Source organism: Chitinophaga sp. CF418 (assembly GCF_900142925.1).
GTDB lineage: Bacteria > Bacteroidota > Bacteroidia > Chitinophagales > Chitinophagaceae > Chitinophaga.
In genome coordinates this window covers 39,441-51,454 of the sequence record NZ_FRCN01000022.1, presented here as the reverse complement: position 1 = coordinate 51,454, position 12,014 = coordinate 39,441, and the positions used below count along the sequence as shown (strand labels likewise).

General features: G+C 45.4%; 11 protein-coding genes. 3 read left to right on the top strand and 8 right to left on the bottom strand.

Annotated features, from left to right (window positions below; all coding sequences use genetic code 11):
• Positions 1–263: 263 nt before the first annotated feature.
• The gene (locus F3I09_RS33440; protein WP_149699407.1) at positions 264–1,112 is read left to right on the top strand and encodes a helix-turn-helix transcriptional regulator; all 849 of its coding nucleotides are present in this window, start codon (positions 264–266) and stop codon (positions 1,110–1,112) included.
• A gap of 71 nt (positions 1,113–1,183) precedes the next feature.
• A complete protein-coding gene (locus F3I09_RS33435; protein ID WP_188134065.1) occupies positions 1,184–2,008 on the top strand; it encodes an inositol monophosphatase family protein in 825 nt (274 codons plus the stop codon).
• A 23-nt stretch (positions 2,009–2,031) separates the two neighbouring features.
• Here the strand turns inward: F3I09_RS33435 and F3I09_RS33430 are convergent, their stop codons facing one another.
• Positions 2,032–2,871: a methylated-DNA--[protein]-cysteine S-methyltransferase gene (locus F3I09_RS33430; protein ID WP_149699405.1), complete on the bottom strand. Its 840-nt coding sequence runs from the start codon at positions 2,869–2,871 to the stop codon at positions 2,032–2,034.
• A gap of 105 nt (positions 2,872–2,976) precedes the next feature.
• On the opposite strand from F3I09_RS33430, the gene F3I09_RS33425 reads away from it, so the two are divergent.
• Entirely contained in the window at positions 2,977–3,909 is a 933-nt protein-coding gene (locus F3I09_RS33425; RefSeq protein WP_149699404.1) for an AraC family transcriptional regulator, read from the top strand.
• Positions 3,910–4,045: 136 nt separating this feature from the next.
• Here the strand turns inward: F3I09_RS33425 and F3I09_RS33420 are convergent, their stop codons facing one another.
• From F3I09_RS33420 to F3I09_RS33390, 7 genes are all read right to left on the bottom strand, one after another.
• On the bottom strand, positions 4,046–4,615 hold the full coding sequence (locus tag F3I09_RS33420) for a hypothetical protein (protein ID WP_149699403.1): 570 nt from the start codon (positions 4,613–4,615) through the stop codon (positions 4,046–4,048).
• Positions 4,616–4,990: 375 nt separating this feature from the next.
• Positions 4,991–7,108 (bottom strand): multicopper oxidase domain-containing protein, encoded by a 2,118-nt coding sequence (locus tag F3I09_RS33415; RefSeq protein ID WP_149699402.1) that lies wholly within the window; start codon positions 7,106–7,108, stop codon positions 4,991–4,993.
• Between the two features lie 25 nt (positions 7,109–7,133).
• Positions 7,134–7,616: a DUF3347 domain-containing protein gene (locus F3I09_RS33410; protein WP_149699401.1), complete on the bottom strand. Its 483-nt coding sequence runs from the start codon at positions 7,614–7,616 to the stop codon at positions 7,134–7,136.
• A gap of 85 nt (positions 7,617–7,701) precedes the next feature.
• Positions 7,702–8,085 carry a hypothetical protein gene (locus tag F3I09_RS33405; protein WP_149699400.1) on the bottom strand — a complete coding sequence of 128 codons (384 nt, stop codon included), beginning with the start codon at positions 8,083–8,085 and terminating at the stop codon, positions 7,702–7,704.
• An 80-nt stretch (positions 8,086–8,165) separates the two neighbouring features.
• Positions 8,166–8,762: a hypothetical protein gene (locus tag F3I09_RS33400; RefSeq protein ID WP_149699399.1), complete on the bottom strand. Its 597-nt coding sequence runs from the start codon at positions 8,760–8,762 to the stop codon at positions 8,166–8,168.
• Between the two features lie 711 nt (positions 8,763–9,473).
• Entirely contained in the window at positions 9,474–10,466 is a 993-nt protein-coding gene (locus tag F3I09_RS33395; RefSeq protein WP_149699398.1) for an MBL fold metallo-hydrolase, read from the bottom strand.
• 74 nt (positions 10,467–10,540) lie between these two features.
• Complete coding sequence (locus F3I09_RS33390) at positions 10,541–11,959, bottom strand: RtcB family protein (RefSeq protein ID WP_370512677.1); 1,419 nt, start codon at positions 11,957–11,959, stop codon at positions 10,541–10,543.
• Positions 11,960–12,014 lie beyond the last annotated feature (55 nt).

Below are 12,014 nucleotides of genomic sequence, written 5' to 3'. Positions count from 1 at the left end.
CCCCGTCAGGATCGTGTGTTTGTAGGGTATGTATTCAGTACGACTATAGTGCGACCTATAACCTACAGGCTCCGTACTATAGCATTATAGGCACTGTTCTATAGCCAACGCTATAGAACGGTAGGCCTAATGTAGGACTACAGGGCCTATAGGTTAAGGATCGTAGTACAGTCGCACCGAATCTGTACTATAGCCATAGGCCCCCGACTATTTATTGATTTATAGTTTGTTATTTGTAATTTTGTGATCTGCAATTTGTTAACGTGAAAAAAACATCGCATCCAATACCCTTTTATTCGCTGGAACCTTATGCCATTGGCGGAATGTTTATTGAAGCAATGCCCATAGATTTTCCGGAGGCTACCCAACCTCACCAGGATGATCACTACCTGATCCTGTTACTTACCTCCGGAAACGTGATACTGGAAATAGAAAAGGAAACCTTTCATTGTGAGGCTCCGGCGCTGGCCGTGATCAAACCGCTACAGGTTCATTTTTCAACACGGACGGGCATCCCTGCAGGCTGGGCTGTATCCTGTGCTCCCTTCCTGATCCCTGACGCACTTGCCGCCATTCTGCCAGGCCTGGACATCAGGCAGCAATATGTACCACTGACAAATGCTGAAGACCTCTTTCAGATAGCAGCTGTTTTGCTGACGGCGTTTAAAACTTCCTGTACACCCAACAGGCATAAACCTGCCATCCTGAAGGGACTGAGTGAGGCTTTCTTTCACCGCATCCTGCCAGAGCTTGAATTGGCACAGGATAAGACGATACACCTGAAAGGGCAACCAGCCATTATTACCCGGCAGTTCATGCAGCTGCTGCAACAGCAACCAACCGGTCAGACACCCGCTTACTTCGCCCGGCAGATGCACATCACTACTGCGCACCTGAATGACTGTGTGCGGGAAACTACCGGCTTCCCCGTTACCTACTGGCGCCAGTATGCAATGCTGCATGTAGCTAAAAGATTGCTGTACTATACAGAAAAACCTGTCAAGACCATCGCGTGGGAACTGGGATTTGAAGATCATACCTATTTTTCCCGCCTGTTCCGTAAACTGACAGGGGAAACACCCGGGGCTTTCCGGACCAAATTCCACGAATAGTCCAACACCTTCCTGTTTGCCTCCAATTATTGCCGTGTTTTCCGCCCTTTCTTTGCTGGAAAATGACAGATATGGAAACATTACTCAAGAAGAGCTGTGAAGTCATAAAAGAGGCCGGAAAAGCGATAAAAAACATACAGGTCCCTTTTACAAGGATTGAGAGCAAAGAGGAGCTGGTTCAGCAGTTCCGGACAGTCAATTCATTTTCCGCCCGCCTTATCCGGGAAGGACTGCTAACCATCGCACCCGATATTCCCTGGTCAGACGCAGAATTTGACATTGCCCGGCAAAAAGATCCTGCCCTGGGTCACATTTACTGGGTATGCGACCCGATAGACGGGGCTATACACTTCCTGCAGGGCTTTTCTCCCTGGTGTATCAGCCTGGCGCTCATAGAGCATGGAACAGCGGTTTTTTCCATCGTATATGATGCTGTAAGGGATGAACTGTTCACTGCCCTCAGGGGACAGGGCGCCTGGCTCAATGGGGAAAAGCTCACTGTTAACCTCCGCAATTCGGTGCAGGAAGCTGTTCTAGCTACGGCTCATCCTAATCAGCCGCAGAGAGAGAAAAAAGAGACTTCCCTCCTGCTGGCGAGCCTGGAAAGAATACTCCCAAAGGCTGGCGCTGTCAGGATGCTGGGCCCTTCTTCCCTGCAACTTGCCTATGTAGCTGCAGGCAGACTGGACGCGTTCTGGGAATATGGAAATGATGTCTATGACTGGCTTGCGGGTGCTCTGATGGTGGAAGAAGCCGGAGGGAAAGTGCAGTCAATCGAAGGCGAAGCCTTCTCCATAGAGACAAATACCGGGGTGCTGGCGGGTAACGAGTGGCTGGTGGGATTACTCGAGGAAGAATTACCTATAGAGTGGGATATTTTCAGTTGTAAAATGTAACTGCATATAATGTGTCCAAAGCATTACCTAGTCCTTGATGCCTCCCAACCTATCATAGCCATTTTACGGGTACTCCCCCAGTGATATTCACCAAATTCACCATTTGATCTGATCACCCGGTGGCAGGGAATGAGAAAAGCCACCGGATTATTTCCTATCGCAGTTCCAACCGCCTGGTAAGCTTTTTCTGCATGAGCCGCAGCGGCTACTTTTCCGTAACTGGACAATTCTCCCATGGGTATCTGTAGCAATGCCTCCCAGACCTTGAGCTGAAAAGGCGTACCCTTCAGGTGCAGTTTCACCTGCTCCAGCGTACTCCAGTCCTGGGTAAAAAAGTACAACGCATTCTGCTGGATCATATCGAGTATCTGCTGAAAACGGGCATTGGGGAATTGTTCCTGCAGATGCCGGAAAGCCTGTTCCCGGTCTTCTCCAAATGCCAGGTAGCATAGCCCCTTGGGAGTGGCGGCCAGGATGAGGGGGCCAAACGGGCTTTCGGCAAAACTGTAATTGATGGACAGGGCTTCTCCCCCGTTTTTATATTCGCCAGGTGTCATGCCTTCAATTTTCATAAAAAGATCATGTAACCTACCGGTTCCGGAAAGACCTGTTTCCAGGGCGGTATCAAAAAGGGAAGCCTGTTTCTCTTTTAATAGCGACTTGGCATATTCCACACTGAGGTACTGTGTAAATTTTTTGGGACTTACACCTGCCCACTCCGTGAACATGCGCTGAAAATGGAATGGACTGAGGTATACATTTTCAGCCACTTCCTCCAGTGAGGGCTGCTTTTTAAAGTTTATTTTCAGGTATTCAATCGCCCTGGCAATCCGTTCATAATTAGTTAATTCCTGAGAAATCATATCTATTTCATTTACAATACAAAAATAGACATTCTGGTTTATGACATAAACCCGGTTCTTGCGGAGTTCTTTACGCTAATTTTAACGTAATTTTGCACCCTGATTATGAACACGAACCTGCCAATATTCGATATTCCGTCCACAATCCGTTACTACCTGTCACTTGACAAACAGGTGACACAGAGTTTCGGGATGGATAAGTACGATGAGCTGCTTCAACCAAATAATTTTGCTGTACTGAGCAACGAGGGAAGCGTGAAGAGTGGTCCTCCCATCAGGACTGACCATTATGCAATTATTCTGTGTATCAGGGGCACCTGCCAGAAAACTATCGGCGCCTTTACTTTTAACGTAGGTCCGAAATCCCTGCACATCGTATCTCCTAAACATATCACTTCCTTCGATAATGCTTCCGACGACCTGTTACTGTACATGGTGATGTTCAAGAAGGAGTTTATCACAGACACTTTCATCAAGCAAAGCGCGCTTGATCCGCTGATAGACCTCAATCCTTCCTGTGCACCGGTATATACATTGTCAGATCCGCATTTTCTGAAAACGAAACAACTCTTTGAAAGGATAGACCGGGAATACCGCGAAGGCAGCCCCTTCTTTCTGCAGATTGTACGTTTACAGGTGGTGGAATTGCTGTATGAAGTGAACCGCGCTTTTGAGAAATGCCAGGAAAGCCGGCCCAATCATCAGCTCACAAGGCAATATGCCACTTTTGTCAATTTCAGGGATCTTGTGGAGGAGCATTTCCTGCATAAAAGGACGGTCCAGGAGTATGCTGATATGCTACACATCACTGCTAAACATCTGAGCGAGATCGTTAAACAGGAAACTGGCAAAAATGCTTTGCAGATCATTCACAGCCGCTTATACCTGGAAGCAAAACTACTGCTGTCTACTTCCTCTCTCAGCGTGAAGGAAATATCTGATCAGCTGAACTTTGATACCAGCTCACATTTCAGCCGGTTCTTCAAAAAATTTGCAGATGAGAATCCTTCCGATTTTAAGAAATTGTCTGTAGCGTAATATATTTTCCTATCGCATAATATACAATAGAGTAGGGCCTTTCAAAAGAAAGGCCCTACTCTATTTGATTATAAACCCCTTAACAATTATGTCCTATTGTTGTCCTATGCTATCCTATACTATCCTATGTTTATGCTTATAATTTGAAAGTGTATGCTACTCTTAATCCTATCAGATTAGCCGCGTCGCCACCATCAACAAATTTTGAGTTACCGTCAAACTTCACACCTGCATCCAGGTAACTGCCTTTGCCAAGTGGGATCAGGTAACCGATCTGTGGGCTATAGGTGAAGGCCGCTGTCTTATAACCGGTTGGACCATTTGTTATAAAGTTCACACCGGCCTGTCCCTGTACATACAGATTATTGCTCTGGAAAGGATAATACCTTAAACCAGCTTTCACGGGAATCCACTGTAAATCATCCAGACCAGGTATATCATCTGCAAAAACATTAGCAAATCCTGCGTTCAGGTTTACATATAATGTCTTTTTAATGATAGCATAATCTGCCTGTACGGAACCGCCTAAAGACCACTTATAAAAATCGCTGAAATTCCCAACCGGTATTCCTGCATCCGGACCAACACTCAGGGAGAATGAAGGTCTTTGTGGTTCACTGTTGCCTTTCGTTTGTGCCTTTACTCCTACTGCCACTGCCAATAATAATGCTAATGTCGCAACGCCTGTCTTAATAGTCTTTTTCATCGTCTTTCGTTTTAATCTTGTTCTGTTAATCTTTTGTTCTTCTATTTATCGCAGCTGCTGTATAAATCTGATGACACAAAATTATGCCGCAACACGTTGCTCATCAATCCCAAAAAGGCGGATAAAAAAACCAATTTTTCTGATCGTAATAAAAATTTTAGGCGAGCAGAAAAATTGGTTTCTTAAACCGTGATATTGGTTTTTCATATACCCCTGAGAGATGCTACATTTGTGACGCAAAACACGAAAATTAATTACAGTAATAAACAGTTGTAGGTTTAGGTAGAAACGGGTGTAATCATACACCCGTTTATTTTTTTACAGATTGTCTATTACTGATCTATTATAATTTCCGCTCCAGGCAGGCTTGTCGCATTAATAAGTAACGGTAATACCAGCGCCTACTCCCATGTCGCTGTCATAATGTGTAGAGAGAGAAATGTATTTGGATAGAATGTACCTGAAACCTGCCATATATTCCTTATCAGTGTTAGCCATAAAATTAAACCGCAGGCGGCGGGTAATAGGTACATCCTCACGGCTTAACTGGAACCGCAGGCGGCCATCGGTATCTACAGAAGCATCTGCAATGATTAACAAAGGAAGTGTATATTCCACACCCGCATGCAATACACTACGGAAGTCTTTTGTATTGGACTGTCCAAACAGGTTCTTCTCTGCTTTACCTCCTTTGCGGTAGCGTACATCCCAGCCTATATAAGGGAGCAGCCATTGCGTCTGACCCAAATATCTACCGAAATGACTTTCTGTTTCATACCCATTCTCCCCATTCAATCCCACTCTCCATTCCGTTTGTAATCTGTAGCGGGTATTGAAGAATGTCAGGTCACCATCACTGCCATTACTTTCCAACCCTATCTTCGCAGCGGTATGGATCTTCCTGTCATCTGCATATATCTTACGGATGGCTTTCGCCGGATCAGGTATTTCGGGATTGGGCGGAGAATCCTGATAACTGAAGATGCGGCCCATACCACTCATCATGTGATACAGTATGTGACAGTGGAAGAACCAGTCGCCACTTTCTGTAGCGGCAAATTCTATGGTATCTGTTTCCATTGGCATAATGTCCAGTGTGTTCTTCAGCGGAGAATAATCTCCCTGCCCATTCAACACCCTGAAGAAATGTCCGTGCAGGTGCATAGGATGGCGCATCATAGTACCATTATACAGGATGATACGTACATTCTCTCCCTTTTTGATGAGGATCTTATCTGACTCAGATACGGTCTTGTTATTAATGCTCCACACATAACGGTTCATATTGCCGCTGAGATTAAAGTGTAATTCCTTTACAGGAGCCTCCGGCAGATTGGTTTTTACCGGAGATCGCAGCATCGCATAATTCAGCGTTACTCCCGGGTCTTCACTATACATAACGGCATTCATATCCATCTGTTGAAGGCTCATCTGCATATCCATACCATTCATCTGTCCATTCATCTTCATCATGCCATTCATCATCTTCATACCTTCAAAGTATTTCAGGCGGGGCAGCCGTGTGGCCTCTTTCCGCGGGCCATTTCCAAGGAACAGGGAGGTGGCTTTGGTACGGTCTTCCGCGGTAGCGAGAAATTCATAACTACTATCTGCCGGAAGGCTTACAACCACATCGTATGTCTCCGCTACACCTACAATCAGCCTGTCCACTTCTACGGGCGCCACATCCATACCATCATTCGCCACAACAGTGATCTTGCCACCAGCATAGGTCAACCAGAAATAGGTAGATGAACTGCCGTTTATCACACGCAGCCTTACTTTATCGCCTGCTTTGAATTGTGGCTGCACATCCACGGGTTTGCCATTACTGAACAACTGATCATAATACACATCGCTGACATCCATGGCCATCATGCGCTTCCATTCGTTGTTCAGCTTAGTGGAGAAGTTTTTCTCTTTAATTGCCTCACCATAGCTCTGCACACTGTTCTTCCTGACAGCATACCAATCTGTAGCCGTATGCAGCGAACGGTCTACCTGGTGAGGATTTTCATTTGTCCAATCGCTTAACAGCAGCGTATGCTCTTTCACATCAGGTGCATCTCTCTTCCTGATAATGAAAGCGCCATACATTCCACTCTGTTCCTGGAACATGGTATGTGAATGGTACCAGTAAGTACCATGCTGTATAATCGGAAATTTGTATAAATGAGTTTCGCCAGCTTTAATGGGCGCTGTAGTAAGGTAGGATACTCCATCATAGCGGTTGGGCAACAGCAGCCCATGCCAGTGTATGGAGGTTTCCATATCCATCTTGTTATGCACATAGATCTCTGCAGTATCCCCCTCTGTAAAAGACAGTACAGGTGCGGGTATACCTCCATTGATGACCATAGCATGTCTCATCTTACCGTTGCTATGTATCATGGAATCTGATACATACAAATCATAACGGACAGTACGGGGCGCCTGTGAAAAGGCAGCCCCATACGTCAGTAATACGATCACTGTTAACAGAAAACGTTTCATCACTGATATATTGTACTGTTCCGGATTACTTAATTGTATCGGTTACTTTACCGCAGGTCAGCATTTGTTTACCGTAATAAGGGTTCTTAACAGCAGCTTCTCCGCTTAACCAGTAGCTTTTCTGCATAGGGCAGTACTGCTGGTATACCGGCGTATCGGACAGTTTCACAGCTTTAGCGAGCGTGTAGATATTGTCGGAGAATGTCTTGAATTTTTCACGTTGTGCGCTGAGGTCTGAAGACTTGGCAATAGCAGCTGCATCCGCAGCCAGCTTTTCGGATAAAGGCATAAACGCTTTATGTTCTTCAGCAGACAGTGCATGCATATCTACACTGTTGATCACCTTTACAAATTCAGCAGCCTTTGTGCTGGCGGTACCAGCGTCACTGTTCACCAGTGCATTTTTCACATCATAATACAGTGACAGTAATTGAGAAAGAGATGGATTGGCAGCTTTTACGGAGAAAGTAGCCAGTAATATAGTGGTGGCTATGATAAGACTTTTCATGATGATTTGTTTAATTGTTTGAATAATAAATAGCAGGAATCATGCCTTACAGGATATAAGGCAAGTTGTACTTTCAAACAAAAAATCAAATCTGGAAGGACTGAATGGACACACGAATGTCCACGGGAGGAGGATGCTGCTGTGGTACTACATATTTGTGCTGAACACCGTAATCATCCTGACAAAAGCCGGGAAGGTATAATACCGGATATAAGCATACCTGTAAAGACAATTGCACAGATTCATCCAGTTGCGATTTGCTCTTGTCCAGCTGTTCAAATTTAACCATGCCATCACCACAGCATTTGTGGGGAGCTTTTTTGTGCTCATGGTGCATACCATGCATGTCATGATGCCCGTCAGACCACAGATCACGCTGTACGGCACAGGCAAAACCGATACCTGTATTCAGGAAGAATACAAATAGCAGAAAGAGTGCCCGGAGTGATATGATAGTCTTTTTGTTCATGTGACACAAAGATAACAGCCACTTCCGGCACCCTTGTTATATAATTCGGGCTGGATGTTATATAATTTACCGGTGCAGGATCAATATGCTATTTTACAGGCGGTTATACTCGCGGTCCTTTCCGTTGTGCCCTTTGCCAGTACGATATTGATCTCTGCCAGCGTTTCTTTTTCCGCAAAGAATCCTTCCACTGTCAGTGGTTGATAGCCCCGTCTGGTGACCGTAAAAGGGTGTGTATTCTTCAGGTCCAGGTATAGGGTAAAAGCGCCTGCAGTGTCAGCTGAAACAGTTTTTCTCCCCTCTTCCAGGGTAATGACTGCACCGGCAAGAGGTACAAGGGTATCCTTCTTTTCAGGCAGCACCTTCTGTTCAAATATATGTCCTTTCAGGATAGCGACGTTGGTATCCGGTTGCGTACCACAATTGAAGAATGTTACCCTGCTTTCATATACGGTCGAACAGGCAACGAAGGCCGTCCCCAGGAATAGACAAGGGAGCAATGAGCGAAATAGCGTCATGACGTCATAGATTAATATACGAGGGTTTTCCCACGGCTTTTCCACCATAGCGCCCTTTCCGGATGCAGAAGGGCTCACGCCTCTGTGTGTTTTAATGATACGGTTAAAGTACTTCTTGTCTGTAAACCCCAATTCGTCGGCAATCTCTACGACATACATACTATTGTACTGCAGCCGGTTTTCGATCAGTTTAAGCTTCTGGCTGATAATGTCCTGCTGCCATGTCTTATTGGCATAAGATTCAAAATAGCCTCCCGGTAGTTACGGGAACCACCGGGGGCTACTGTTATAAAGGTACATTAAAAAGGGTAACAAAGTGAGTGTCATCTTATCTTTTAAGGCGGGATGCTGCGAATAATATAAGAGCAATCACAAGCAGCGCCCATACGATTTCATGATAGCTGCTTTTCTGCATAATGAGCTGTTTTAATCTGGTCATTTTGATGTTACAATTTGTATTGTTGTTTAAAATATAAATGGTCTGGAAGAGGAGCTTTATACAGCTCCTCTTCCAGACCATCAAAATACATGTAGCCTTTATTGTTATCCGCTTGTACGGATTTATAGCACAACAGAAATATCCGTACTTCTACGCAGTATCTTCAGCAGTACTACGCTTATTTAACTCATTATAAGGGAGTAATTTGCATACTCATCGGACAGGAATTTCACTTTGGCAAGTTTCGCTCCGTATATATGGGGCGGAACTTGTAAAGTGGAATTATCATTACCAGATATTGGTAGAGTTGGGGGTTCCGCGAAAACTTTTTTCATACGATAAAACTGTAATTCGGGTTAAGAAATAATCATACACAATATATGATTATTTCTTAATAATAACAAAGTTGTTATATCGTTTATTACCGGCTACTATGTACGAAGTAATCTACCCGCTCTTGAGCTATATTTCTTTTTCACTGCGCCTGCAAGCAATACGCTAATTCCCACTAATGCAAGGACCGCCGCGGCTTTCAACAATGTTTTTTTTGTATTTAAGGGAGGAACATATTCTACACCACTGATGCCGGCAACAGCAGGATCCTGTGTATAACGGCCACTTGCAGGTACTGCTTTTTCTCTAAAGTTATCCGCCAGCTGCTGTAAGGCGTTTAGTGCTTCGCCTTCCATAGGCATACCGTGTCCTGTGGCTACAATAGATGGTTGTAAAGATGCGAGCGTCTGAACAGACTTTTCTGCTGTTCCCCAGTCATATGTAAAATAACGTGGAGGACCGGAGAGCTTCCTTTCCTGTTTTAAGACAGACAACAGTGATTCCTGTCGTGTAGTCACGAAGGCATCTCCTGCCAGCAGTACGCCATCCTGTTCCCTGAACAGGCTTATATGTCCGGGTGTATGACCAGGTGTATGGAAGTATTGCCACTCCTTCAGACCGGGTATATTCCCGTCTTCGGGCAGTAATAGTAAACGGCCCCCAAGGTCAATGGGCCCCCTTGGGTACAAAAAGGAGAGATAGGTAAACAATCCGCCACCGGCAAAAGGATCCGGCGGCGGATAAGCTGAGCGCCCTGTCAGATAGGGCGCCTCAAGGTAATGGGCATATACCGGTACGTCCCATTCATCTGCAAGCTGTTTCACTGCACCGGTATGATCAAAATGTCCGTGTGTGAGGATGATGGCAGCCGGCGTAACCTGGGGCCAGAAAAGCTGCTTCGCCACTCTTTTGATCCTGGCGGCAGAAGTAGAGAACCCGCCATCCAGCAGTACCCAGTGATTGGTAGAAGCATCATGTATGAAATACATGTTGACGATCTTATCACGAATACCCCATACTCCCGGAGCCACATAAAACCACTCATGCGTTGAGCATGCTTTTATTTTAACCAGTGCTTGTTGCTTTTTCATATTTAACGGAATTAACATGAACACTGGTTATTATATCTCAAAACTCATGCTGAGTCAGCCAGGCACAACCATAATCAGTCTTCTTTACTTCCGTCATCTGCCATTCTCACCATTTTTGGAGAGAACTTAGCAACAATATCCACCAGTTCTTTCTGTGCATCCATCACTACATTGATATCCTTATAGGCCATAGGCGCTTCATCCAGACCCGCGCCTATCAATGTTACACCGTTGGCTTTCAGTATAGCATGCATTTCCTCCCGGGTAATGTTCTGCATAGCGCTGGTACGGCTCATCTGCCGTCCGGCTCCATGTGAAGCTGAATTAATGGCAGCTTCTTCTCCCTTTCCTCTCACCAGGAATCCCGGAGCTGTCATTGATCCCGGAATGATCCCCATTACGCCTTTACCTGCCGGAGTAGCTCCTTTTCTATGCACGATCACCTCTTCCCCATTCCAGGTTTCCTTCCAGGCAAAGTTGTGGTGGTTTTCCACTTTAGCCAGCAGTTTACCTCCTATGGCTTTCGCCAGCTTATTATGGATCACTTCATGGCAAGCGGAAGCATAGTCACCGGCCAGATTCATCGCCAGCCAGTATTCCTGACCAGCTTCGCTATTCATATCCAGATAGGCAAGATTAGCCGCTTCTCTGGGCAGTTTACACAGTTCTTTCGCCAAGCGGGTATAATAACCGGCAATAGTGGCGCCTATACCTCTGGAACCAGAATGGGACAACAGCGCCAGGTATTTCCCCTTAGGAATATTCAATGGCTGATCATCTTCAGCGAATTCAATGATTCCCCACTCCACAAAGTGGTTTCCTCCACCGGAAGTACCCAATTGGGAGTAGGCTTTATCTTTCAGGGTTTTGATGAAAGGTGTCATATTGAATTCATTCCGGTCCAGTACGGCGTGTTCTGACCTATCCGTACCTTGGTATCCATGTCCGGCGCCGAAACGGGTCTGTGCGATCAATTCTCTTTTATAGGTACCGTGGTTATGAATGAAGTCTTCTTCAGTAATATCAAAAATGGACAGTGCCATACGGCAACCTATATCTACACCCACACCATAAGGAATCACCGCGTTCTTTGTAGCCAGTACCCCTCCTATCGGCAAACCGTATCCCTGATGCGCATCCGGCATCAAAGCACCCGCTACCGCAACCGGCAGTTGCATGGCTGTTTCCATCTGTGACACCGCGCCAGTGGCAATATAGTCAGATCCGTATACAGCGAACTCTTTGGTAGTACTGTTCAGGAAAATTGTATTCCCGGTTTCCTTTGCATCTTCGATCATCTTAGTAGCCAGGTCTTCCAGTATCTCATGATCCAGGAAAGCTTCCGGCCTTTCAACCAGGTCTTTCATCATTACTAACACGGTCTCACGTTCAGCCTCCTGATAATGCTTTTCCAGTACCTCAAGTGCTAAACCAAGTATTTTGCCCTGCTGATAACCGACAGCCAGCAGATCTTTACCATTAATGCTGTTCATATGCATTTCTTATTAGGGTTATAATAATAATGCAATATTCAGGACTATGTGCGCA

Coding starts and splice junctions, on each gene's coding strand:
- F3I09_RS33420 (WP_149699403.1), bottom strand. CDS start 4,615: ATGAAAAAGACTATTAAGACAGGCGTTGCGACATTAGCATTATTATTG.
- F3I09_RS33395 (WP_149699398.1), bottom strand. CDS start 10,466: ATGAAAAAGCAACAAGCACTGGTTAAAATAAAAGCATGCTCAACGCAT.
- F3I09_RS33430 (WP_149699405.1), bottom strand. CDS start 2,871: ATGATTTCTCAGGAATTAACTAATTATGAACGGATTGCCAGGGCGATT.
- F3I09_RS33400 (WP_149699399.1), bottom strand. CDS start 8,762: ATGTATGTCGTAGAGATTGCCGACGAATTGGGGTTTACAGACAAGAAG.
- F3I09_RS33405 (WP_149699400.1), bottom strand. CDS start 8,085: ATGAACAAAAAGACTATCATATCACTCCGGGCACTCTTTCTGCTATTT.
- F3I09_RS33390 (WP_370512677.1), bottom strand. CDS start 11,959: ATGAACAGCATTAATGGTAAAGATCTGCTGGCTGTCGGTTATCAGCAG.
- F3I09_RS33415 (WP_149699402.1), bottom strand. CDS start 7,108: ATGAAACGTTTTCTGTTAACAGTGATCGTATTACTGACGTATGGGGCT.
- F3I09_RS33435 (WP_188134065.1), top strand. CDS start 1,184: ATGGAAACATTACTCAAGAAGAGCTGTGAAGTCATAAAAGAGGCCGGA.
- F3I09_RS33410 (WP_149699401.1), bottom strand. CDS start 7,616: ATGAAAAGTCTTATCATAGCCACCACTATATTACTGGCTACTTTCTCC.
- F3I09_RS33425 (WP_149699404.1), top strand. CDS start 2,977: ATGAACACGAACCTGCCAATATTCGATATTCCGTCCACAATCCGTTAC.